26 protein-coding genes and 1 riboswitch are annotated in these 22,662 nt (G+C 51.8%); of the genes, 15 read left to right on the top strand and 11 right to left on the bottom strand.

Annotated elements, in window-relative coordinates; translation table 11 throughout:
- Positions 1 to 4 precede the first annotated feature (4 nt).
- From IPL17_RS18250 to IPL17_RS18200, 11 genes are all read right to left on the bottom strand, one after another.
- A complete protein-coding gene (locus IPL17_RS18250) occupies positions 5 to 970 on the bottom strand; it encodes a polysaccharide deacetylase family protein (RefSeq protein ID WP_345308521.1) in 966 nt (321 codons plus the stop codon).
- Position 971: 1 nt separating this feature from the next.
- Positions 972 to 1,736 (bottom strand): type III pantothenate kinase, encoded by a 765-nt coding sequence (locus tag IPL17_RS18245; protein ID WP_345308520.1) that lies wholly within the window; start codon positions 1,734 to 1,736, stop codon positions 972 to 974.
- Between the two features lie 4 nt (positions 1,737 to 1,740).
- Entirely contained in the window at positions 1,741 to 3,579 is a 1,839-nt protein-coding gene (locus tag IPL17_RS18240) for a bifunctional homocysteine S-methyltransferase/methylenetetrahydrofolate reductase (RefSeq protein ID WP_345308519.1), read from the bottom strand.
- Positions 3,580 to 3,672: 93 nt separating this feature from the next.
- Positions 3,673 to 4,206 (bottom strand): vitamin B12 dependent-methionine synthase activation domain-containing protein, encoded by a 534-nt coding sequence (locus IPL17_RS18235; protein WP_345308518.1) that lies wholly within the window; start codon positions 4,204 to 4,206, stop codon positions 3,673 to 3,675.
- Entirely contained in the window at positions 4,130 to 7,012 is a 2,883-nt protein-coding gene (locus IPL17_RS18230) for a homocysteine S-methyltransferase family protein (RefSeq protein WP_345308517.1), read from the bottom strand. The genes IPL17_RS18235 and IPL17_RS18230 overlap by 77 nt, the downstream gene beginning before the upstream one ends.
- Positions 7,013 to 7,060: 48 nt before the next feature.
- Positions 7,061 to 7,588: a DUF2199 domain-containing protein gene (locus IPL17_RS18225; protein WP_345308516.1), complete on the bottom strand. Its 528-nt coding sequence runs from the start codon at positions 7,586 to 7,588 to the stop codon at positions 7,061 to 7,063.
- A 31-nt stretch (positions 7,589 to 7,619) separates the two neighbouring features.
- A complete protein-coding gene (locus tag IPL17_RS18220) occupies positions 7,620 to 8,042 on the bottom strand; it encodes a DUF5946 family protein (RefSeq protein WP_345308515.1) in 423 nt (140 codons plus the stop codon).
- Positions 8,042 to 8,410, bottom strand: coding sequence for a hypothetical protein (locus IPL17_RS18215; protein WP_345308514.1), 369 nt, complete (start codon positions 8,408 to 8,410; stop codon positions 8,042 to 8,044). The genes IPL17_RS18220 and IPL17_RS18215 overlap by 1 nt, the downstream gene beginning before the upstream one ends.
- A gap of 156 nt (positions 8,411 to 8,566) precedes the next feature.
- A riboswitch (SAM riboswitch) is annotated at positions 8,567 to 8,667 on the bottom strand.
- Positions 8,668 to 8,725: 58 nt separating this feature from the next.
- Positions 8,726 to 9,550 carry a carbohydrate ABC transporter permease gene (locus IPL17_RS18210; protein ID WP_345308513.1) on the bottom strand — a complete coding sequence of 275 codons (825 nt, stop codon included), beginning with the start codon at positions 9,548 to 9,550 and terminating at the stop codon, positions 8,726 to 8,728.
- Positions 9,540 to 10,412 carry a sugar ABC transporter permease gene (locus IPL17_RS18205; RefSeq protein WP_345308512.1) on the bottom strand — a complete coding sequence of 291 codons (873 nt, stop codon included), beginning with the start codon at positions 10,410 to 10,412 and terminating at the stop codon, positions 9,540 to 9,542. Before IPL17_RS18205 ends, IPL17_RS18210 begins: the two co-directional genes overlap by 11 nt.
- A 1-nt stretch (position 10,413) precedes the next feature.
- On the bottom strand, positions 10,414 to 11,568 hold the full coding sequence (locus IPL17_RS18200; RefSeq protein WP_345308511.1) for a sugar ABC transporter substrate-binding protein: 1,155 nt from the start codon (positions 11,566 to 11,568) through the stop codon (positions 10,414 to 10,416).
- A gap of 228 nt (positions 11,569 to 11,796) precedes the next feature.
- On the opposite strand from IPL17_RS18200, the gene IPL17_RS18195 reads away from it, so the two are divergent.
- From IPL17_RS18195 to IPL17_RS18125, 15 genes are all read left to right on the top strand, one after another.
- Entirely contained in the window at positions 11,797 to 12,774 is a 978-nt protein-coding gene (locus IPL17_RS18195) for a substrate-binding domain-containing protein (protein WP_345308510.1), read from the top strand.
- Between the two features lie 95 nt (positions 12,775 to 12,869).
- Positions 12,870 to 13,592, top strand: a complete 723-nt coding sequence (locus IPL17_RS18190) for an ABC transporter substrate-binding protein (protein WP_345308509.1) — start codon at positions 12,870 to 12,872, stop codon at positions 13,590 to 13,592.
- 91 nt (positions 13,593 to 13,683) lie between these two features.
- Positions 13,684 to 15,153, top strand: a complete 1,470-nt coding sequence (locus tag IPL17_RS18185) for a hypothetical protein (protein WP_345308508.1) — start codon at positions 13,684 to 13,686, stop codon at positions 15,151 to 15,153.
- A 79-nt stretch (positions 15,154 to 15,232) separates the two neighbouring features.
- Positions 15,233 to 16,336 (top strand): tungstate ABC transporter substrate-binding protein WtpA, encoded by a 1,104-nt coding sequence (gene wtpA / locus IPL17_RS18180; RefSeq protein WP_345308507.1) that lies wholly within the window; start codon positions 15,233 to 15,235, stop codon positions 16,334 to 16,336.
- A gap of 2 nt (positions 16,337 to 16,338) precedes the next feature.
- Complete coding sequence (locus IPL17_RS18175) at positions 16,339 to 17,124, top strand: ABC transporter permease (RefSeq protein WP_345308506.1); 786 nt, start codon at positions 16,339 to 16,341, stop codon at positions 17,122 to 17,124.
- Between the two features lie 293 nt (positions 17,125 to 17,417).
- Complete coding sequence (locus IPL17_RS18170) at positions 17,418 to 18,503, top strand: substrate-binding domain-containing protein (RefSeq protein WP_345308505.1); 1,086 nt, start codon at positions 17,418 to 17,420, stop codon at positions 18,501 to 18,503.
- Positions 18,504 to 18,590: 87 nt separating this feature from the next.
- Positions 18,591 to 19,235, top strand: a complete 645-nt coding sequence (locus tag IPL17_RS18165; protein WP_345308504.1) for an ABC transporter permease — start codon at positions 18,591 to 18,593, stop codon at positions 19,233 to 19,235.
- Positions 19,232 to 19,942 (top strand): ABC transporter ATP-binding protein, encoded by a 711-nt coding sequence (locus IPL17_RS18160; protein WP_345308503.1) that lies wholly within the window; start codon positions 19,232 to 19,234, stop codon positions 19,940 to 19,942. The genes IPL17_RS18165 and IPL17_RS18160 overlap by 4 nt, the downstream gene beginning before the upstream one ends.
- A 69-nt stretch (positions 19,943 to 20,011) precedes the next feature.
- Positions 20,012 to 20,158, top strand: coding sequence for a hypothetical protein (locus tag IPL17_RS18155; protein WP_345308502.1), 147 nt, complete (start codon positions 20,012 to 20,014; stop codon positions 20,156 to 20,158).
- Positions 20,159 to 20,239: 81 nt separating this feature from the next.
- On the top strand, positions 20,240 to 20,539 hold the full coding sequence (locus tag IPL17_RS18150) for a hypothetical protein (protein ID WP_345308501.1): 300 nt from the start codon (positions 20,240 to 20,242) through the stop codon (positions 20,537 to 20,539).
- A 68-nt stretch (positions 20,540 to 20,607) separates the two neighbouring features.
- Entirely contained in the window at positions 20,608 to 20,784 is a 177-nt protein-coding gene (locus tag IPL17_RS18145) for a hypothetical protein (protein ID WP_345308500.1), read from the top strand.
- Between the two features lie 209 nt (positions 20,785 to 20,993).
- Positions 20,994 to 21,224: a hypothetical protein gene (locus IPL17_RS18140; RefSeq protein WP_345308499.1), complete on the top strand. Its 231-nt coding sequence runs from the start codon at positions 20,994 to 20,996 to the stop codon at positions 21,222 to 21,224.
- The gene (locus IPL17_RS18135) at positions 21,221 to 21,967 is read left to right on the top strand and encodes a hypothetical protein (RefSeq protein ID WP_345308498.1); all 747 of its coding nucleotides are present in this window, start codon (positions 21,221 to 21,223) and stop codon (positions 21,965 to 21,967) included. The genes IPL17_RS18140 and IPL17_RS18135 overlap by 4 nt, the downstream gene beginning before the upstream one ends.
- A gap of 31 nt (positions 21,968 to 21,998) precedes the next feature.
- Entirely contained in the window at positions 21,999 to 22,202 is a 204-nt protein-coding gene (locus tag IPL17_RS18130; RefSeq protein WP_345308497.1) for a hypothetical protein, read from the top strand.
- 239 nt (positions 22,203 to 22,441) lie between these two features.
- Positions 22,442 to 22,662 (top strand): hypothetical protein (locus tag IPL17_RS18125; protein WP_345308496.1); only part of this gene is annotated, 221 nt, incomplete at its 3' end.

The raw sequence follows: 22,662 nt of genomic DNA, 5'->3' as shown, positions 1-22,662 counted from the left end.
TGTACTATGGGAGGCTGGTTGCTGTTGAGTCTGGTGATTGCAATTCATCCCTTGGAATCAATTCCAGGTCGCCGGACCATGGCAGCAGGGAGGCGAACTGCTGATAATCGTACGTTCCCTTTATATCAAAGCGGTTCAGTGTAAAAAGATGATTGGAGTTCTGCATGGAGGTTGAGCCAACCACCATGCCGGCTATATACCCCGCTGTATAAACCCGATGATATGCCCCTTCATCACCGTATCCAAATGGATAGGCGAATGAACGAATGGGCAGCCCCAAAGTTTTTTCCAAAAAATATTTTGATTCAGCGATCTCATAATCCAATTCCTGAGTCCGGCTGACCGATAGGTCTGGATGGCGCATGCCATGACTGCCAATCTCCCACCCGGCTCCGGCCATTTCCTGGATCTGATCCACGCTGAGGAAACCCGGCGCTCCCAAGGAATAACCGCCGACATACAGGATTCCTGTAAAGCCATATTTTTGCATAAGCGGGAAAGCCGCAGTGTAATTATCCAAATTTCCATCATCAAAGGTGATCAGGATCGGCCGCGGCGGCAATAGCGCGCCTTCCTTAATCGCCTTTACAAGCAGTTCGGTCGTAATGGATGTATATTCCCAATCGCGCAATAATTTCAATTGTTTTTCAAATTTATCCGGTAAAACATAATACAAGCTTCTGGTAGGAGAGTTCCCAATATGGTGATACAAAAGAATTGGCACAACGACCTTGTCTGATCCCTGATACACCCAAGTGGCCGTTGGTATTGGGGAAGGCGGGAGAGTTGGGTGAACGGGGGATATTTTTGGCACGGCAGTGTGTGTTCTTGTAAGCGTGGGTGCGTTTGTAACGGCGGCAGTTTTATTTAAAGTGGGAGTCTCAATCGTCGATTTATCAAAAGTCACCACCCTGGAAGAAGATATGAATAAAACAAGCAGCAAGAAAATCAACAGCAATTTCTTTTTCACATCAATGATTAAGATCCCATATTAATCGAAGTCCATCAAGGGTCAGCCAGGGAGCGATGATGTTGATCACCTTTGTTTCCTTCGCAACGACTTCTGCCAGACCACCGGTTGCGACAACCTTCATATCGCCTCCCAATTCGGACCTGAATCTTGCCACCATCCCCTCGACCATGCTGACGTACCCAAATAGTAAACCCGACTGCATCGCATGGACGGTGTTACGGCCAATCACAGAGGGTGGAACCTGCAGATCAATGCGCGGCAATTTTGCAGCCCGCGTGTATAAAGCTTCAGCAGCGAGATTGATCCCAGCCGTGATTGCGCCGCCAAGATATTCTCCGTCTTTCGTGATGGCATTGAATGTGGTCGCTGTTCCAAAATCCACCACGCAGGCGGGACCGCCATAAAACTTCATCACTGCCACGGCATCACAGACACGATCAGCGCCAACGGTCTTGGGATCTTCATACCGGATCTTGATGCCTGTTTTTATTCCCGCATCCACAACCAGCGGCTCCTGCTTTAGATATTCACGGCAGGCCTGGATCACCCTGCCTGTTAATGGAGGCACAACGGAAGCAAGTGAAATACCGGACAACTCCCCCAGGGATTTCCCCGCATTTTGAAGTAAGCCCAAGAACTGCAGCCCATATTCATCGGGCATACGGTTATGGTCCGTGGCCAGCCGCCAATGTGCGCCAAGCTGTTCACCTTCATAAAGGCCAAGCGTAAGATTTGTGTTTCCAATATCGATGGTAAGAAGCATATCCTTATTTTACCGCTTCTATGATTTCAGCGACCATATCATAGCGATGGAATTGAGGCATGACATAGATCCCATTCGCCCAGGATTTTATATTCTCGATCAAATCAACAGCCAGCTCCACGCCAACTTTCACGCCCCCGTCGCCCGCAGATTCGATCCGTGCGCGCGCCTCGTCTGGGATAAAAACACCAGGTACTTCATGGTGCAGAAAGTTCGCGTGCTTACCGCTGACCAAGGGCAGAATCCCCGCAAGAATGGGTTTATTCAATTTGCCATGTTTTGCTTCATAAGCGCCAAGAAGTTTCGGACCATCATCCACGCGGTAGATCGGCTGTGTAAGGAAGAAATCAACGCCCGCCTTGACCTTGCGATGCAGGTTCTTAACTTCAGTATCCATATCCTGCGCGCACAGGTTCAACGCTGCGCCTACAAAAAAGTTCGTGGGTTGGCCAATGCTTGTACCTGAATGATCCACGCCCATGTTGAATCCCTGCTTAATGAGTTTGATCAAACCAGAAGGCACCAAATCATAGTTATCCGTCGCCTCGGGGTAGTCACCGATCGACGTGGGATCACCCATGACAACAAAAACATTGCGAATCCCAAGCGCATGCGCGGCAAGCAGGTCACCCTGTACGCGCAACAAGTTCCGCCCGCGGGTGGGGAAATGCAGGGTTGTCTCCACGCCTATCTTGCGCTGGACCAGATCGCACACCGCCCAGGCAGACATACGCATGCGCGCCATCGGGGAATCAGCTACGTTGATAACGTCCGCACCTGCATCGGCCAGGAGCGAAGCGCCCGCCAGTAATTTATGTGTCGAGAGTCCACGCGGTGGATCCATTTCCACACAAATAGAAAATTTTCCAGAAGATAATCTCTGCGCGAACTGGGTCGGCTGTTCAACAGGTTCGTCAATGGCTTCATCATCAGACAAGACAACGATCGGTTCAGAGACAAAAACGGGAGCGGTCTCAAAAGCCTTCTTCATTGCAGCGATATGTTGAGGCGTTGTGCCGCAGCATCCGCCGACAATATTTGCACCTGCTTCACGAAACGCGAGGGCGTAATCGCCAAAATAATCCGCATCGGCAGGGTACATAATTCGTCCACCGACCTGCTCAGGCCAGCCCGCATTCGGCTTGACCCAAAATTTTCCGTCGGAAACAGCCTGCTTCATTTGTTTCAAAATACGCAGCAACTGCGAAGGTCCGCCTGAACAATTCACACCGATCACATCCGCCCCAGCGTCCCTCAATTTGCGGGCCACTTTCATTGGGTCATCGCCCAGCAAAGTTCGGTCATCGCGCGTAAAGGTTACGGATGCAACCACAGGCAGCTTCGAAACATCCTTTGCAGCCTTGATCGCCTCTTGAATTTCATATAGATCGCTCATGGTCTCGATCACGATCAATTCAGCGCCTGCATCCGCAAGGGCTTTCACCTGCTCTGCGAAAACGGCCCGCGCCTCCTCCGGCTTGACACGTCCATAGGGAGCGATCCGCACGCCAAGCGGACCAATATCACCCGCAACAAGCACATCCTTGAATGACGCGGCGACCGCGCGTTTTGCAAGTTCCACGCCCGCGCGGTTGATCTCGACCACATCCTCTTCGAGACCGTGTTTCTTTAATTTGTAACGGTTCGCACCGAACGTATTTGTGATAATCAATTGCGCGCCTGATTCAATGTACTCGCGGTGAATATCCGCTACGGTCGCTGGATTGGTTAAGTTCAATTCATCAAAACATTTATCAAACCCTACGCCGCGCGCGTGGAGCACTGTGCCCATCGCGCCATCAGCGAGAATCGTTCCCAGGGAAAGTTGTTGCAAAAAATCCATATCGCCTCATTAATTAAGTATTCAGGTTAATACACAGACCAGCTTGTATTTTGTTATCAGACAGTTAGGCATCTTTTTATATTTCAATTATAGTCATTTCATTAACTGTTCAACTCTCGACTCGCCAACGCTGTAATATTTTGCCTGCGCGTGGTGGACAATGATCGCGGCAGTGGATTGTTCGGGGATGAGTTGACCCGAAGTAGCGAGACTCATGCCTAGCTCTGTCTCCGCGCCAGGCAATAGCTGGAAGACCTTGAAGTGATCTTCCAATTCAGGGATGGCGGGATAGCCCCACGAATAGCGCTTGCCCTGATCTTCGCTCAGACCTAACTCGCGGCGGATGTGTTCGTGCAGATAGTTCGCTGTCGCTTCGGCAGTTTGGACTGCGAGGCCGTGGGTGAAGTAGGCTTCGGTGTAGTCATTGGCGGCTTGCATCTTTTCAAATTTTTCGGTGGCTTCGAGACCTACGGTAACGACTTGCAGCGCAACCACATCCATTTGACCTGACTCAACGGAGGCGTAGTAATCTGAAAGCGCGAGATGATCGTCATACGGCTGGCGCGGGAAGTTCCCATTCCTTGCCGTGAGTATTCTTCGCGCCCCATGAAAGGCGGTAGAGTTCATTCATATTGAGGTGTTTCAACACCATTTCGAGCGGCATATCTTTGACAACACGTTGACCAAGTTTCGCGGGCAATGTAATCGGCGCGGGCACAATGTTCGAGCGCTGACCGCTGACCGCTGTTTCCTTAGTCTGCGAAGCGCGGTTCATTTCCATGTCCGCATCTTTGCGGAGTTGTTCGAGCATGGCTGGTTTGCGCTTGGGGTCGATCAACGAGTCCATTGTGTCGAGGCCTTCGAAGGCATCCTTACAATAGAAGACGCCAGGTTCGTAGGCGTTGCCATCCTCCGCAAAGAGGATGCGGCGGCCAAAGCGGCGGTTGATGGCCGCGCCGCCGATGAGGATCGGGATCTTATGTCCGCGGCGGTGCATTTCGTTGACGATGAGCGGCATCTGCTTGGAGGTGGATACCAGCAAGGCAGACAGGCCGATCGCGGTGGCGTTTTCTTCCACGGCTCTTGTGATGATCGTTTCGGCAGGGACTTGCTTGCCAAGGTCAACCACGGTGTAGCCGTTGTTGGCGAGAATGGTCTTGACGAGGTTCTTACCGATGTCATGCACATCGCCATAGACTGTGGCAATGACAACAGTTCCCTTGGTGACGCCTTCCACTTTTTCGAGATAATTCTCAAGATGAGAGACGGTCTTTTTCATCGTTTCAGCTGATTGCAAAACGAAGGGCAGGATCAATTCACCCGCGCCGAATTTGTCCCCCACTTCTTTCATGGCGGGGAGGAGCACGGTGTTAAGGGTGTGGACAGCGACTTCATGACGGGCGGAACGCCCGCCAGTTGGTTCGCGGTTGATGATCTCATCAATATCTGCTTCGACACCTTCCTTGACGCGATGCAAAATTTTCCAGTGCAGGCGTTGTTCAGGAGTCATGCCTGCGGTGGGATCAGCAACAACGGACTCGGTTGAAACGGTGACGGTTTCAAAATGTTCAATGAAACGCTGTAAAGCATCTTCGCGGCGGTTGAAGATGAGGTCTTCGCACAGGTTGCGTTCTTCGGTTCCAATCTCAGCATAAGGCATGACGTGTGCGGCGTTGACGATGGCCATGTCCAAGCCAGCTTGAACGCAATAATAGAGCATGACGGAATTCAGAGGAGGACGGGCTTGCGGTGCAAGACCAAATGACAAATTGCTCACGCCAAGCGAAGTCATCACACCTGGCAAATTTTGCTTGATGAGTCGAATGCCTTCGATGGTCTCTTTGGCGGAATCCACAAATTCAACATCACCAGTGGCGAGGGTGAAGGTGAGATCATCAAAGACCAGATCTTCGGGCTTGAGTCCGTGGTCGTTGACGGCGATATCGTAAATGCGCTGCGCTACTTCGAGTTTGCGCTGCGCGGTCTTTGCCATGCCATTTTCGTCAATGGTGAGACAGATGACAGCGGCGTTATATTTCCTGGCGAGGCCGAAAATCTTATCGGCTTTTTCGCGGCCAGATTCAAGATGCGTGGAGTTGATGAGACAACGCCCTGGTGCGGTTTGCAATGCGATCTCAAGCACATCCACTTCGGTGGTGTCGATCACGAGCGGGACATCCACACCCATTTGCAATTTCTTGATGACCTTGCGCATTTGCTCGCCTTCGTCCGCGCGTTCGGTGACAGCCACGGAAATATCCAGCGCGTGTGCGCCGCCAGCGACCTGTTCACGCGCGATATCAAGAATGCCATCGTAATCTTCTTCAAGCAGGAGGCGCTTGAACTTGCGTGAACCTTGCGCGTTGCAGCGCTCACCAAGCAAGGTGGGGGCGGGTTCCTGTCGCATGGAAATTGCTGACATGGCAGAGGCAAGCTGAGGCGTAGAGTGAAGCGGTCGCTTGGGATGTGGATGCTGATCCAGTTTTTGAATCAGCAGCTTAAGATGTTCAGGCGTCGTGCCGCAGCATCCACCCACGACTGAAATGTTGTGCTTGGTCACGAATTCATACAAGTCATTCGCAAATGGTTCAGGCTCAAGCGGATACACGGCTTGACCATCCACGTTCAATGGAAGGCCCGCGTTCGGAATGCATGAAACGGGCAGCGTGGAATTTTCGCCGAGGAAGCGGATGGGCTCGCGCATGTGCTCGGGGCCAGTGGAACAATTGAGGCCGATGACATCGATGCCCATGCCTTCGAGGATGGTGAGGGATGCGTTGATATCGGTGCCGAGCAGCATACGGCCTGTCGTATCCAACGTGACCTGAGCCTGGATCGGCAAATATTGTTGAGTCTCAGCGAAAGCATTGTGAATGCCCGTGATGGCGGCTTTGACTTCGAGAATGTCTTGCGAGGTTTCAATTAAAAGAACATCCACGCCGCCTTGAATTAATCCAACAGCCTGTTCGCGGAAGGTATCGATGAGTTCATCGTATTTGACATTGGAAAGTTCGGGATCATTCGTGGAGGGAAGTTTGCCTGATGGTCCGATGGAGCCAGCGACGAAGCGCGGCTGACCTGTCTTCGCGGCGAATTCATCCGCAACTTTGCGCGCGAGATTTGCCGCAGCAACATTGATCTCGATGATGCGGTCCTGCAATTTGTATTCCGCCATCGTCAGGCGGTTTGAGCGGAAGGTGTCCGTTTCAAGCACATCCACGCCGACTTCGAGGAAGGAGCGATGGACTTTTTCCACGGCTTCGGGATACGAGATGACGAGATAGTCGTTACATCCATTGTATTGTTCGCCGCCAAAATGTTCGGCGGTAAGATTTTGTAATTGCAGGCTCGTTCCCATTGCGCCATCGAAGACAAGGACTTTCTTTTCGAGGGCGTCGAGGTAACGGCGGTTTGTGTATTTGCGATTTGTCATTGATTTATTTTTTCCTTCGTTGTTTTGTTTTACAACAGATGAATTGGATTATTTCGAATGTAAAACCAGTTCTGCAATCTCTTGTACCCTTTTCCAAGAAATTCCATTTCTTTGTTCTATCGCTAAAGGGTGGTCGGTGGGTTCGAGTTCAACAAACGGACGCACACCTATAGGTTGAGTACACACGTTCGTTCTCAAATTCAAAGTCTCTGGGTACAAAGAATGAGGTAATGAAGTTGATAACCAGCCAAAATATGAAGGCTCTTTTTCTCTGCCAATCTGGTTCCATAATTTACTTGTCTTTTTATAGTTGTCTTTGCTAAGAGAGACCCAAACAGTCCATCGAAAGAATTCAGGTGAACCAATAATTGGTATATCAATATTACCAACAACAAAATAGGATTTCTCACCAAAGAGTTTTTTTCCACGAACTTCACATTGGTCTGATGACAATAAAACTCTTCTCTTTTGTTCCTTTTCGGGCAAAGAAAGAACCAATGCAGGTGCGGAGCTTCCATAACTAACAGGAAGTCCTTCATGATATTGACCGCAAATATTACAAGTATATCCATTCATGCTTCAATTTCCGTTTTGCAACACTCGGAGTTCAAATTTTCAATCCTTGCGCCTCTTCCAGCACAGCCCTCGCCCACACGGACACATCCGCACAATAGACTTCCGCATTCTCGGTGCGGACATCGAGAATCGTTTTTGTCCACGTGGTTTTATTGATAACAGGCAATCCATCCCTCGATTTGATCTTGAAGGTGCGTTTGCCGCTGTCCACCAAATCCCTGTTTTGCTTGCGGATGAAGGCGGGCGGCTTATTTTCCACGAGAAATTCTCTCAATAACTCTCGTTCATGCAGCCAGCCTTCACGAGTCAACTTGCTGGAGTGCTGGATCATGTACGCAGTGACGGTCAAGTGATGGACAGCGCCATAGCCTGCGTCCGTGAATTCCAGAACGAGGAATTCATCAAAGCGCGTTTGACATAAAGTTTCAGGCGCGCCGCATTCGGGACAGTTCATTACTTTACCCAGGGAAGTCCGTAAGAAAAACTCACACCCTTTGGCAAAGTTGCGCGTCCCGCCTCGGTCATTTTGCCTTCTTCCATCATTTTGCGTGCGCGCTCGATGTTGGTCTCTGTCCACAGGGATTTTTGTCTGCGCGGCGTGAAGCGTTTGGCGTAGCGCTGATCGTCCATGCCTTTTTCGAAGCCGTCGATCCAGCCGAAGCAGATGGCTTCCTCCACCGCATCCACATATGGGATCGATGGTTTGCCTGTAAATTTTTTATATTGAACCAACCAGATCTCTTTTTTGAATTTGTGATTCTTTTCCAGCCATTCGCGGAATTCTTCACGCGTTGTTACATAAATTGTTTCGCCGATTTCCATATTATATATTCCTCTCGTCATTGCGATGGAGCGGAGCGACTGAAGCAATCTCCAACATAGCGTGGAGATTGCTTCGGGCGGGGAGAGCGCCCTCCTCGCAATGACATACTAAACAAAACGCCTCTCAAATTGAGAGGCAATGTGAAAACACATCAACTCTCATCTACCAATTGAATACATCAATTGCCGAAGTTGGCACCGCTTGAACGGTTGCCGAGGCTTCAAAGGGTCGGTCCCTCCACCTCTCTGGATGAGTACAGATCACAAGATTGTTCTTGTTTTATAACATAGCGAATGGGGCATGTCAAATAAAAATTAATTCATTACTTCTTCGCTGTTCCACGATAGCAGCGCGCGCTGCAAAGCCGAAAAGACAATCAGCGCAGGGACAGTGATAACGACTGAAGCGGCCATCAAGAGCGGCCAGTTGGTCTTATCCATTTCCTGAAGCTGAAGCAAACCGACTGGCAATGTATAGAGCGTTTGAGAACGCAGATACAACAGCGGATTGATAAAGTCATTCCAGTAATACAGGAATGAAAGCAGCCCAACCGCGATCAGCGCAGGGCGCGCCAGCGGAATGGCGACCTGCCACCAAGCCTGCAACAGACTCGCTCCATCCAATTCCGCTGACTCAAAAATGGCGCGGCCTGTACGGCGGAAGGTCCAGTAGAAGAGCAATATATAGATCGGACTGGTTCCCATCAACGCGGGTGCGATCAATGAAAAATACGAGTTGGTAATGCCCAGTTTTGCGAAGAGCAGAAAGCGGCTTAGCCATAACGCAGTAAATGGGATCATTTGCAGAAAGGCGGAAAATAACAGCAAGCGCAGACGGTCTTTGCGTCCAAGTAACGACATGCCAAACCCAGCCCACGAAGCGGTCAGCAGGGTGAGCAGAACTCCCGCGCAGGCAACCAGGAGGGAATTGAAGCTGTAGCGCGCGAATGGGAGAATCTCAAAGATGCGGGTGTAATTCCCCAGCGTCAGCGGCGAGGTAAGCCAATTCAGCCCGAATGACGGAGGCAGGCCCGCGGGCCGCAGGGATGCGCTGAACATCCAAAACAACGGCAGCAGAAAGATCGTTGTCAACGTCAGCGCGAGTAGATGATAAAAAAAGAGCATGGTCTTATTCTTCATCGCTTATCCATTTGTCAAAGAATTGATAAACGAGCACAACCAGGAAAACCGTGAACATAAAAACCACGAGGGTGATGGCGGCGGCTGGACCAAAAAGCAGGCGGTCAAATGCGGTTTCATAGATCATCAACGGCGTGAAAAAAGTGGAGTAGTACGGCCCGCCGCCTGTCATGATATAGGCAGGCGTAAACGTGCTTTGGAAGGAAAGCACCACATCCCGCACGGTCAGGATCGCCAGCCACGGAATCAGCAAAGGGAACGTGATGGATGAAAACATTTGCAAGCGATCCGCTCCATCCACGCGGGCTGAGTCGTATAAGACCTGCGGCACGTGGCGCAGTCCCGCGAGCAGAACGACAAATCCCTCGCCGATCTGAAGCAGGGACACGAGCACGATGGCGGGAAATGCCCAGGCTGAATCAGCCAGCCAAAGCGGGGCTGGCAGGCCCAGGGTCCGCAGGGAAGCGTTGAGCGGGCCATAAAGCGGATTCAGGATCCAGGTCCAGGCCAGCGCGTAAGCCGTGTCAGGGATGATGGTTGGCAAATACGCGGCCGCGCGATACAGTCCGCTGCCGCGGCGTTGATGGTTGTACAGCATTGCAACAATCAGCGCGCCAAGGATGCGCAGCGGCACAGCCCAGGCCGTGAAGATCATCGAGTTGGCGAAGGCAAGTTTGAAAAGCGGTTCGTTATACAGGAATTGGAAATTTTGCCAGCCGACAAAGACCGGGCTGGAAACCCCGTCATAGCGCATGAACGCGATATAGAAAGTCAGGCTCGCCGGAAACACGATCAGGAGCAATGTTCCCAGCAGATAGGGAGTAAGAAAAGCTGTCAGGCGGGCGCGGCGTGAACGGATCAACTCATTTCCCGATCAGGCTTTCTTGTGTCATATTGGCCACTCTCGACATGGCATCGTAATACGGGACCTGGCCGTAGAAGCCCAGTGAAATTTCATTGTCGGCGATCTCTTCGACTTCGGCCCAATTGGGATGAATGGGAAATGCGCGGATATATGGAATCTCGTCGAGAAAAACCTGACTGCTGGCTGGTTTGGAATTCGGATCAAGAAAGGCGGCTGAATTCGCGACCGAGATCAGCGAAGGCACAGTACGTCCAGACTCAGCCACGATGGCCTGCCCCTCGGGTGAATTTGCAAATTCTATAAAAGTCCAGGCGGCATTTTTGCTTTTAGAAGCGCTGGGCATACAGTAGGCGTCCGCGTGCAGGATGGTCGCCTTTTCCCGATCCTGCGGAAGCGGAGCAACATCCCAATCGAAAGCGGCAGATCTGCGATAGGTTGGCACACCGCGGCGGCTGTTGAAGAACATCGCAAGTTGTCCATTGATAAAACGCGACTCGCTGTCCTGCGAGGTTTCCTGCTCAAGGTTTGGAACAACGTGATATTTGGTTTGCAGGCTGAAGAAAAAGTCCGCGGCATGCAGGGCTTCGGCAGTCGCAAGCGTAAGAGCCTGCGGATTGGATTCATCATCCACGACTTCGCCGCCCGCCTGCCAGATGAACGGCGCGATGCGGATCAACTCCGGAGCGAGGCCTGCTCCGAACTGGTCAGTTTGGCCGTCGCTGTTGGAGTCTATGGTCAGGGCTTGCGCGGCAGCGGTGAAATCATCCCATGTCCAGCCATTGACCGGGTAAGCGACGCCAGCCTGATCGAATAGATCCTTGTTGTAATACACAACCAGGCTGGAAATATTTTGCGGGATGCACATCAACTCATCCTGCCACTTGAAAGCCTGCATTGCTTGAGGATAGAAGTCCGCCTCTTTGATCAGCTTTGAGTTTTCCAAATACCCGCCCAGCGGTTCCAAAGCGCCGGCATTGGCAAAGGTCGCAAATCTGCGATAGTTGATCAGCAATACATCCGCGGGGTCGCCCGCCGCAATATCTGCGGCCAGACGCTTGCGGTAATCACTCTGCCCGGGGATCTGGATCAACTCCACTTGAAGTTCAGGATGCGTTTGTTTGAACGAATCCACCAATTTTTGATAAGCAGACAACTCAGCCGGGTCGCCAAAACCATGAAGGATATATTTCCACCAGCGGAGGCAGGCTGGCAGGCCGAAAGAACAAGGGAAAGGATACCAATAAGAAAAACGAGAATCCGGGGCTTCATGATGTTCTCCATCAGACGATATTAGTTTGGGATTTTATCACGGAGAAGTTGACGAATACTTTGCAGGCATGATAGACTCTCAAATAAGTTTCTCCTTAATTGTCAGACAGAAATGAAAACTGTTCAAACTGTTCAGTCCTTTGACAAAATCAAACTCCTTGCGGATTCCCGCCGCATGGATATTTTGCGTTTGTTGATGGCGACTCCCGCCACCCTCACGCAACTGGCACGGACCTTGAAGCAGTCACCCGCCTGGGTGCGGCACCACATCCTCGCACTTGAGTCTGCTGATCTGGTTGAAATCAGCGAGACCAAGCGGACAGGCAAAGTAACCGAAATTTTTTACCGATCCAAAGCAGATGCCTATCTTTTACAAGAGATCGTTCTGCCGAAGAGTAAAAAGCCTTCTGTCATTTTCTCAGGCAGTCATGACATTGCCATTGAAGGGATTGCGGAGCACCTCACCAAGCACATGAATATCCTCAGTCTGCCCGTTGGTTCGTTGGACGGATTGGTCAATCTCCGTTTGGGAGTGTGCCAAATTTCAGGTTCGCATCTTCTGGATGAAAGCGGCGAATACAACACACCTTTTGTAAAGCATTTGTTTCCCGAAGGAAACATGGAAATCGTTACACTTGCCTATCGCACGCAGGGACTCATTCTTACGAAAGGCAATCCCAAGGGAATCAAAAAGATCACCGACCTCGCGCGCGATAACGTCCGCTTTGTGAATCGCAATGCAGGCTCTGGCACACGTCTCTGGTTGGATGCGGAACTGCGCAAGCAAAAGATACCAGCCGAAAAGATCATCGGCTACGAACATTCGGTCAAGACGCATAGCGAAGCCGCTTCTTTAATAGAAGCAGGCAAAGCGGATGTCTCCCTCGGCTTGCAAGCCGCCGCCCACCAACACGGACTTGATTTCATTCCGCTCTTTGAAGAACGCTACGATCTCATCCTGCCGCGTGAGCAGGAAGAGACTCTCAATCCTTTGCTGGATTACATCCAGACCGCGGATTTTCGACAACTGCTTAGTTCCCTTTCAGGCTATAGCACCGCGCACAGCGGCGAGCAGATCCATTTTGATTAAGGATGATGCGAAAAGTACGTTACGGCTGCTTTTTATTTCGTATTTTAAAGTAAGGAAATACTTAATTGAATCCTGTTCGCTGAAAAGGTGAAGACATGCGCTATTTACTTGGAATTGACGATACCGACAATCTTGAATCACGCGGCACGGGACATCGCGTCCGTCAGCTTGCGGATTGGCTGGCTGAAAATCAACTGGCAACTCCAGTGGGAATCACACGCCATCAACTGCTTGTAGACCCAGGCATCCCCTACACCTCACACAACAGTTCCGCTTGTTTAGCGGTTGAAACCGACAACCCAGATGATGTTTGGGAAGCTGCACGCGAATTCCTGCTGCGTGAAAGTGCGCTCGGCTCGGATGCAGGGTTGACACTGGCCGAGTGGAATTCGATCAGCGACGAGGTTTTGGATTTTGGGCGCAGGGCAAAGCTTGAGGTGTTGACCATGTCTGCTGCGGAGCAAACAGCTTCACAGTCCAAGATGCGATGCGAAGGGCTGACGGGCACGCACGGCGGGATCATCGGAGCCGTGTCCGCTATTGGTCTGCATCGCGCTGGTAATGATGGTCGTTATCTATGGCTGCCAGGTTTGCGTGAGCTGAAGGACAAATATCAAGTAAAGGATATTTGTGCATTGGGTCACGTTGACCGAGTTTGCACAGTGGATCACATTGACCTTTCCAATGAAACCATTGTGAATGTCGGTGAATGGATCCGCCCTATTTTGCATGAAGGAAAAGCGACATTGTATGTGGAAGAGATCGACCACGAATGGCGCATCATTTCCAAGGACCGCATCAAAAGCCTTTCCAATTAAAGTTTTATTCGTTCTTTTACAAGTTGAAATTTCTCCATAGCATCGAAAATAACGGGAGCACGTACGCCCGCGTAAACATAAGGAGAATTTTATGAAACTGTATCTACGTTTGATCCTGAGCGGCGCACTTTTGATCGCGCTAACATTTACATTTGCTGCTTGCTCGGGGGGAACCCAGGTGGAACCATCGCCTGTGGCAGAAGTAACGGAAGCGCCAGTTGTGGCGACAGAGGCCCCAAGCGAAGTTGCTGCACCTGTATTGGAAATTGTCGGGCTGAATAAATCCAAGTCCCTGACAATGGAGGAATTGAAAGCCCTACCTGCAACAGAGGGATACGCAGGACTGAAGAGCAGCACGGGCAAGATCACGCCGCCAGTTATTTTCAAAGGCGTGGCATTGAAAGACCTCGCTGAGTTCATCGGCGGGATGGATGAGACAACTGGTTTCAATGTGGTTGCGGAAGATGGATACAGCATCACCTATTCATTCGATCAACTGCAAAACGGATCGTTCATTGCGTACGATCCTGCAACGGGTGAAGAACTAAAAAATCCTGTGGAACTAACTGCCATTCTCGCTTACGAAGCGGATGGCAAACCTTTTGATGCCAAGCAGGATGGCGCACTGCGGCTGGCAATTATCAGCGCGGAGTTGAACCAGGTTACCGATGGACATTGGTCGGTGAAATGGGTGAACAAACTGGAAGTGAAAAGCCTCGGCGCAGAATGGGCCTTGCATTTGGTTGGCGCTCGCACCGAAGATACCGACCGAGTCAGTGTTGAATCCTGCGGTGCGCCGCAATGCCACGGTTCTGCATGGACAGATGACAAAGCGCAGGAATGGGTGGGCGTGCCATTGTGGTTATTCGTCGGTTCGGTGGACGATGAGATCGAGCACGAAGGCCCCGCGTTCAATGATGCACTTGCCGAAGCAGGCTACAGCGTGGATGTGATCGCGAGCGATGGCTACACCGTCACATTTGATGCGGCGCGCCTCAACCGCAACGACAATATTCTCGTGGCGTACAAGGTCAACGAAAATCCGCTGCCCGATGAATTCTTCCCTCTGCGGCTGGTTGGTTCTGACCTTGAGAAAAAAGAAATGGTCGGCATGATCGCAGAAATTCATGTAGGCGTTGAGCCTCTTGCGGATGTGCCTGCGGCCGCCTCAACCGAACCCGCAGCTGCCACTGTCTCTGAAGCAGATGCCACGCTGACAGTGTTCGGCTCCGTGAATCAGCAACTGCTTTTGAATGAAGCCGCCCTGCGTGAAATGGAAGTTCTGAAGATCACCGCAGAACATCCCAAGAAGGGCAAGGAAGATTACGAAGGCGTTTCTTTGAATGCCCTGCTTGACTTGGCTGGTGTGAAAGACGGCGCGACCACATTGGTCTTCATCGCCGCGGACGGGTACACCTCCGAAGTCAGCCTTGAAGAAGTACGCGCCTGCACAGAATGTCTGGTTGGCTTCACCAACACCTTGGAGAAATTCAAGATGGTCATGCCAAATCTTCCCAGCAGTGCGTGGGCCAAGGACGTGATCAAGATCGAAGTGAAATAGAAATAAATTGAGTAGGAACGACTTCAGTCGTGCATTCGCAAGTCAAGTGCGACTGAAGTCGCCACTACGGTTATTTTCAATGCGAAAAACTTTTGCAATACTTCTGGTTTTATCCCTGCTTGGGCTGGGACTCGGCTCTTGTAACAGTCAGCAGGTTGGGGCGGGGAACGAAGCGGCAACATCAACGGAGAAGACTCCTTTATCGGTATTCGCTGCGGGAAGTTTGATCATCCCGTTCGGGAATATCGAAAAAGCGTTCGAAGCGAAATATCCGAACATCGATGTGCAGGCAGAGTATCACGGCAGCATTCAGGTCATCCGCCACGCGACCGAGTTGCACGAGCCAATTGACGTGGTCGTGACGGCGGATGCGGCGCTGATCCCGATGCTGATGTATGCGAGCAAGGTGCCAGAGACGGGCGAGCCGTACGCCGATTGGTACATCCGTTTTGCGAGCAATCACCTTGCGCTCGCGTATGGAGAAGATAGCAAGTATGCCGAAGAGATCAACGCGCAAAACTGGACGGAGATCATCAGCCGCCCTGATGTGAAGATCGGACTGGCCGACCCGCGTTTTGATGCTTCCGGCTACCGTGCCTTGATGGCGTTCGCGCTGTCTGAAATTTCAAATGAAAACTACGGGCTGTTCGGCCCGATGTTTGATGAACAATTTTCGTTTCCCGTCACGATCTTCCGCGGCGATGAACTCACGACCATCACCGTGCCCGAAATTTTGGAAACGAAATCCGATTCGCATATTGTCGTGCGCGGCGCGAGTGTGCAGTTGATCGCGCTGCTTGAATCGGGCGATCTGGATTACGCCTTTGAATATGAAAGCGTCATCCAACAGCATGGCTTGAAGATGCTGAGCCTGCCCGCCGAAGTGAATTTGGGCGAGCAGGAGTATGAAGAACTTTACAAACAAGTTCAGGTGAATCTTGATTTTCAACGTTTCGCCTCGCTCGCTCCGCAGTTTCGCGGAGAACACATCGGCTACGGAGTCACGGTTCCCGCGAGCGCACTGCACACGGAGGAAGCCGCGCAGTTCATCGCCTTTCTGTTGAGCGATGAAGGCCGCAGCCTGATGGAAGCCGACCATCATCCGATGTTTGAAACATTCATCGCGGATGGCTACGAAAATCTTCCATCCATTTTGCAAGCGCTCACGGTTCCATTGGAATAGCTTTGAGAAAAAGGAACCTGTTCTTTAACATCGTTTTTTCTTTGCTGGGCGGGCTGCTGTTGCTGTTCATCGTTTTGCCGTTGATGAGCATCCTGCTCGGCACCACACCGCAAACTCTGTGGCTCGCGCTGATTGATGAAGAAGTGCTGAACTCCATCGTCATCACATTCAGCGCCGCGGCAGTTGCAACATTGCTCGCGATTTTCACGGGCGTGCCGTTGGCGTTTTTGCTGGCACGTAGAAAATTTCGCGGCAAGCGTTTGCTGGAAGCTTTGGTCAATTTGCCAATCGTCATTCCACACACAGCGGCGGGAGTTGCGCTTCTGCTCGTCTTTGGCAGGCGCGGTTTGCTGGGTCAATGGCTCACGCCGCTCGGCATAACCTTCACCGACAATTTCTACGGCATTGTGGTTGGCATGTTATTCGTCAGCCTGCCGTTTCTGGTCAACCTCAGCCGCGAGTCCTTTGCGCTCGTGGATGAAGAATTGGAGCGCGTCGCGTTGATCGACGGTGCATCTCCGTGGCAGGCGTTTTGGTATGTCTCGCTTCCGCAGGCGTGGCGCGGCGTACTGGCAGGCGCGTTGATGATGTGGGCGCGCGGCATCAGCGAATTCGGCGCGGTCGTCATTCTGGCCTATCACCCGAAGATCGTGCCCGTGCTCGTGTTCGAACGCTTCCAAGGGTTCGGCCTTATGGCCGCCCAACCTGTGGCCGCTTTGCTGATCCTTATCGCGTTGGCGGCGTTCGTGTTTTTGCAATTGTCTCTCCCAAAAGAGAGCACCGACTAACTTTGGCTTTATCCCGCTTATTGTAATAAGCGGGTGGCAAAAAACTTTTTATTTCAGAAGGAGAATTGAAACATGTCCCGAACGATTAAATTTATCTTGTTAATGGGTCTGATCCTATCTTTGGCATTAGCTGCCTGCGGATCACCCGCCCCAACAGATGCTCCAGCTACGGAAGCCCCTGCCGCCACTGAAGCACCCGCCGCCTCTACCGAAGCCCTGCTGCTGAAGTTGCCCTCAAAGTCACTGGCAGCGTTGCCAGCGAACAGGCTTGGACTGAAGATGAAGTCAAAGCAATGGAAGCCATCAGCGTGGAATCCACCAACAAGAATGGCGAGAAAGCCACCTACACTGGCGTGCTGTTCTCGGATCTGTTGGCTCTCGCTCAACCCAACGCGGATGCCAACCTCGTGGTCTTCGTCGCTGACGATGGCTTCACCGCCGAGATCCCCTCTGCAGACCTAACCGCCTGCGCTGACTGCATCGTATCCTTCCGTGACAAGGGCGGTTTCAGCACCGTCCTGCCTGGTCAGTCTGGCAAGTTACAGGTCAAAGGTGTGGTCGAAATTCAGGTAGTTGTTGGTGAAGTTGCCGCTCCCGAACCTCCCGCCAACCTGACTCTCATCCTCGCCACCACCACCTCCACACAGGACTCTGGTTTGCTCGATGTGCTCGTCCCCATGTTCGAAGAGAAGACTGGCTACACCGTGCAGACCGTTGCTGTCGGCTCTGGTGAAGCGATGAAGATGGGTGAAGAAGGCAATGCTGATGTGTTGCTCGTTCACGCCCCCGCCTCCGAAGTGACCTTCATGGAAGGCGGCTTTGGTACAGACCGCTTCCTCGTCATGCACAATGACTTCATCATCGTTGGCCCCGCTGCCGACCCCGCTGCGATCAAAGGCATGACCTCCGCCAAGGAAGCCTTCACTGCCATTTTCAATGCAGGCTCACAATTCATCACTCGCGGCGATGACTCTGGCACGCATAAGAAAGAACTCGCGCTGTGGAAATCTGCCGAGCTCGACCCCGCAGGGAAAGAATGGTATGTTGAAACAGGTCAGGGCATGGGCGCTTCCATGACCGTAGCCTCAGAAAAGGGTGCCTACATCCTCACCGACCGCGCCACCTACCTTGCCAACAAGGACAACTATCAGCTCGAAATTCTTGTTGAAGGTGACAATAAGCTATTGAACGTGTATCACGTTATCACAGTCAACGCAGAGAAGTGGACTGCCGCCAATTACGAGGGCGCTCTCGCCTTTGCCAACTTCATGATCGACCCCGAAACACAGGCTATGATTGGCGAATTCGGTCTGGAAGAATTTGGTCAACCGCTCTTCTACCCTGATGCAGACAAGACAGATGCGGACTTAGGGTTGTAAAGTTCGTAACTATGTAAACAAAGTAGACAGGTAAACAACTTCCCTGCTGTTTACCTGTCTACTTATATACCTGTATACTTCGTCCTCATGTCTGATATTTTCGAAATCACCTTTCTCTCCCTGCAAGTCTCGACCATTGCCACTCTTCTCAGCCTGCTGATCGGATTGCCGTTTGGCACATGGCTCGCCCTCGGACGTTTTCGCGGACGCTCGTTTCTGTTGAGCATCATCAACACGGGCATGGCGTTGCCGCCTGTTGTCGTGGGCCTTGTGGTCGCCATGATGTTGTGGCGCAGCGGCGTGCTCGGCAGCTTGAAGCTGATCTACACACCCTGGGCCATCATCATCGCACAGACGATCATCTCTGCACCTGTTGTGACGGGGCTGACCGCCGCGGCATTGGAAGCACTTGACCCGCGTTTGCAGCAGCAGCTTCTGGGACTCGGCGCTTCACGCCCGCAAATGATCTGGCACCTATGGCGAGAGGCGCGTCTGCCGCTGTTGGCTGCTCTGATGGCTGGCTTTGGTTCTGTCATCTCCGAGGTGGGTGCGTCCATGATGGTGGGTGGAAATATCAAAGGTCAAACGCGGGTGCTGACGACGGCGATCGTGTTAGAAACGTCCAAAGGTGAATTTGAAAAGGCGCTCGCGCTTTCCGCACTTTTGCTGACCCTCACCTATCTCGTCAATCTGGCGTTGACATCCATTCAGCAAAAGGGGGCACGCAAATGATTTCAATAAATAATCTGCGAGTCCAACGCAATGGACGGGATGCGCTAAAGGTCGCCTCGCTTGAGATTCAAAAAGGTGAAACGCTGGCAGTGGTCGGGCCAAATGGAGCGGGCAAAAGTACGTTGCTTCTTGCGCTGGCGCATTTGATCAACCCTGTCAATGGCGGAATTACCTTCCACGGCAAGCCTCTCAAAGATTGGGATGACATCGAATATCGCAGACAGATCGCGTTCGTCTTTCAAGACCCGCTGCTGATGGATATGTCTGTGCAGGACAATATCGCGTTGGGCCTAAAGTTTCGCGGTGTGAAAAAAGAGGATGCTTTCGAGCGGGTCATTAAGTGGAGCAAAGCCATGGGCGTGGATTCTCTTCTTAAACGCCGGGCGGGTCAACTTTCAGGTGGTGAGGCGCAGCGCGTCAGCTTGGCGCGGGCGTTTGTCCTCGATCCCGAATTGCTTTTGATGGATGAACCGTTTTCGGCAGTCGATCCACAAACGCGGGCGCAATTGTTGAAAGACCTGTCGAAAGTTTTGGCGGAGGATCATCGCACAACGATCTTCGTGACGCACAACTTGAAGGAAGCTGGGAAATTTGGCGACCGCGTGGCCGTGATCATTAATGGCGAATTGAAGCAGGTTGGCGCGCCAGAACAAATAAAAACAAAACCAGCCGACGAAAGTGTGAAGGCGTTTTTGGAAGAACTTTAATGAGAGAGTATCGCTGGCGTCATATTTCATTTCAGTGCATTCATCTTTAGATTTTTTTGAACAGGAATCATGCTTCGCGCAAAACAAGTCTCATTTCAATATCCGCAGGAAGGACACGGCTTGCCGCCTGTCTCATTGGATGTGGCACCTGGCAGGTTGACCCTTGTCACTGGGCCGTGCCTGGCTGCGGCAAGAGTACGCTGGCACGCTGTTTGATGGGATTGATCCCGCATGTACTAACGGCGAAATTTCGGGGGAGGTCTGGCTGAACGGCTATCGCACCACCGACGTTCCCATGTGGCAGTTGGCAGAAAAGGCGGGCATGGTTTTTCAAAACCCCGCCGCGCAAATGCTCAAGCTTATTCCCCCACCGTGGAAGATGAGACCCGTTTCGGTTGGAAAACGGGCTGGCCTCAATACGACGAAATAAAATCACGCCTCGAAACCGTCCCCGCAAGATTTCAACCTGGACTCATATGCGCAGCCGCAATCCGCAGACTCCTTTCAGGCGGCGAACAACGGGGCTGGCCTTGGCTTCCATCCTTGCACGCCAACCTCAAGCCTCGTATCCTCGATGAAATCGCTTTCCATGCCTGATACCTACCGCAGCCACGGATCTCATCGCCTATCTTGAACGATTTGTAGCAGGTGGAAAAGCATTGGTGATGTTCGAGCATCGCCACGAATATCTCGATGACTTGCCCGAAGTGGATCACATTGTATTGGGCGAGAACAAAAAAGAAACTGATTTTCAACAGCACGCAACCAGCCCGCCCGATCCAGAAAAATTTCACCTAGTTATCGGGGGCTTGCACGTTCAACTGGCGAAGAAGCGGATGTGATTCAAAACCTGAATCTTTCACTCACCAGCGGATGATTGCCATATCGTTGGATTAAAACGGCGTTGGCAAGACCACGTTGCTGCGATCTCTGGCAGGTTTGCAAATACAAACGAGATGTAAAAGTCATAACCCCGATCCCAAACAGCATCCGAATTTCGGCATGGTTTTCCAAAACCCCGATCTGCAATTGTTCACTGCCAGCGTGCGCGATGAACTTCTCTATCGCATTCCCCGATCCCGACATCCCATATTTCACTTACTTGCTTGACATTTCCATGGGTTTGGAGCGTTACGAAAATACCCGCCCCTGTTGCTCAGCGAAGGTGAAAGAAGCGCGTCACATTGGGGTTGGCGCTCTTGGGCGTGTCGCCCCGCGCACGGTTTGCTTTTGGATGAACTCCTCCCTCGGGCAGGACATCAGTCTTACAAAACGACCTTGATCTGGCTCCTGCGGACTTTGGCGGACGCAGGTCAACTGGTGATGATGACGACTCACGACCTCAACCCCGCCTCACACGCGGATCGTTTTATTCTGCTTCGGCCCAGCGGCGAAACTATTGCTGACGATTTGACCGAGTTTGGTCTTGCAAGATTGGTCCGCGTGGCAGAAGACAGGCATCACATTGCCCAATTGGTTCCTGCGCCAAAGAGAAGCGGAGGCCGCGAAATGAGAATCAATCGAGGAGGGCGCTCCTCCCATCAACTGACGCTGGTTGAAAATTCTCCGCTTCGCAGTGCAGATCCGCGCACAAAATTATTCCTCAGCCTCGCTATCTCGCTCGTAGTGATGACATCCATTGAACGCCTGCTAATTTTTCTCGTGTGTATTTGCTATTCCCCGACCCTGGCGCTGCCCTCTTTGCACCAACTGTCCAGCAAGCACATATGGCGGCTCTTTGGCGGGTTTTTGATATTCCTGTTCGCTTTCGATTGGTGGCTCATCAGTCTCGACCACGCCGTGCTCATTTGCATCCGCCTCGTTTTGTTGACTGGTGTCTTCGCTCTATTCTTCTCAACTACCAACACCCGCGAGCTGGGACCTTCTGGCATTGGAAACCAGTTTGTCCCATATCGTTATGCCTTTAGTTTGAGTCTTGCTTTCCAAAGTCCAAGGGCTTGCTGGATGATGCCGAGTGGCGCGCCATTCGTGAAGCGCAGACCTCACGGGGCGCGTGCTGCCTGATTCTTCCTCCTTTTGGAAACTGATAACCAACGTGGGTGAGTCTCGATCTCGCCTTACCGTCCCCGCCATTGTGCTGACCACGAAACGCGCCTGGGCCATCACTGAAGCATCCTACGCCCGCGGATTTGACTCCCCGCACCGCGTTTCGTATCACACCCTTGAGTTTTCCCGACTTGATTTCCTGCTAATGACCGTAACAATCACGTTGCTCACTCGGCTATTTTGGAGATGGTAAATAATCAAAAAAAAAACAACACCGCATCGCAGGGGTAATCCTGATCGTGATCCTGGGAGTGGTACTCGGAGTAGATTATCTTCAACGCCAAAATGCCGCAGCCCAGGCTCCTGCCGAGATTCCCCCCGGCTCGATCCCAATTTACGTGGACGATACTTTTGTTGGCAGCTTTATCCCCGACGCATCTAAGTCAACTGCCTGCCGTGAGCTTTGTGGATGCGGAAGAAGGTAAGACGTAGGTGGATGGCTGGCTGCTTCTGGATGTGTTGCTTTCCATCTTGGCGAAGACAATTTCAGAAAGACCAATCGCCGCATCACCTTCCCAAGTTCCAGCTGTGAAAAAGGGAAGACGCTCACTTCTGGGCAGAAGTGGAAGATCAAAGAACATGGCCGTGTTCTATCTCTCAGACGTGGCACTCTCAAACTGGTATCTGTCATCCCGCTTCGACATCCGCGACTC

Source organism: Candidatus Villigracilis saccharophilus, assembly GCF_016711665.1.
This window is presented reverse-complemented; position numbering and strand designations above follow the sequence as displayed.

What these genes read in the sequence shown, in the direction of transcription:
- IPL17_RS18245 (WP_345308520.1), bottom strand. Translation starts at nt 1,736, where the DNA reads ATGCTTCTTACCATCGATATTGGAAACACAAATCTTACGCTTGGCCTT.
- wtpA (WP_345308507.1), top strand. Translation starts at nt 15,233, where the DNA reads ATGCGAAAAACTTTTGCAATACTTCTGGTTTTATCCCTGCTTGGGCTG.
- IPL17_RS18240 (WP_345308519.1), bottom strand. Translation starts at nt 3,579, where the DNA reads ATGGATTTTTTGCAACAACTTTCCCTGGGAACGATTCTCGCTGATGGC.
- IPL17_RS18220 (WP_345308515.1), bottom strand. Translation starts at nt 8,042, where the DNA reads ATGAACTGTCCCGAATGCGGCGCGCCTGAAACTTTATGTCAAACGCGC.
- IPL17_RS18230 (WP_345308517.1), bottom strand. Translation starts at nt 7,012, where the DNA reads ATGACAAATCGCAAATACACAAACCGCCGTTACCTCGACGCCCTCGAA.
- IPL17_RS18145 (WP_345308500.1), top strand. Translation starts at nt 20,608, where the DNA reads ATGTTCGAGCATCGCCACGAATATCTCGATGACTTGCCCGAAGTGGAT.
- IPL17_RS18210 (WP_345308513.1), bottom strand. Translation starts at nt 9,550, where the DNA reads ATGAAGAATAAGACCATGCTCTTTTTTTATCATCTACTCGCGCTGACG.
- IPL17_RS18190 (WP_345308509.1), top strand. Translation starts at nt 12,870, where the DNA reads ATGCGCTATTTACTTGGAATTGACGATACCGACAATCTTGAATCACGC.
- IPL17_RS18215 (WP_345308514.1), bottom strand. Translation starts at nt 8,410, where the DNA reads ATGGAAATCGGCGAAACAATTTATGTAACAACGCGTGAAGAATTCCGC.
- IPL17_RS18170 (WP_345308505.1), top strand. Translation starts at nt 17,418, where the DNA reads ATGGAAGCCATCAGCGTGGAATCCACCAACAAGAATGGCGAGAAAGCC.
- IPL17_RS18160 (WP_345308503.1), top strand. Translation starts at nt 19,232, where the DNA reads ATGATTTCAATAAATAATCTGCGAGTCCAACGCAATGGACGGGATGCG.
- IPL17_RS18155 (WP_345308502.1), top strand. Translation starts at nt 20,012, where the DNA reads ATGCTTCGCGCAAAACAAGTCTCATTTCAATATCCGCAGGAAGGACAC.
- IPL17_RS18185 (WP_345308508.1), top strand. Translation starts at nt 13,684, where the DNA reads ATGAAACTGTATCTACGTTTGATCCTGAGCGGCGCACTTTTGATCGCG.
- IPL17_RS18140 (WP_345308499.1), top strand. Translation starts at nt 20,994, where the DNA reads ATGAACTTCTCTATCGCATTCCCCGATCCCGACATCCCATATTTCACT.
- IPL17_RS18235 (WP_345308518.1), bottom strand. Translation starts at nt 4,206, where the DNA reads ATGAACTCTACCGCCTTTCATGGGGCGCGAAGAATACTCACGGCAAGG.
- IPL17_RS18165 (WP_345308504.1), top strand. Translation starts at nt 18,591, where the DNA reads ATGTCTGATATTTTCGAAATCACCTTTCTCTCCCTGCAAGTCTCGACC.
- IPL17_RS18195 (WP_345308510.1), top strand. Translation starts at nt 11,797, where the DNA reads ATGAAAACTGTTCAAACTGTTCAGTCCTTTGACAAAATCAAACTCCTT.
- IPL17_RS18225 (WP_345308516.1), bottom strand. Translation starts at nt 7,588, where the DNA reads ATGAATGGATATACTTGTAATATTTGCGGTCAATATCATGAAGGACTT.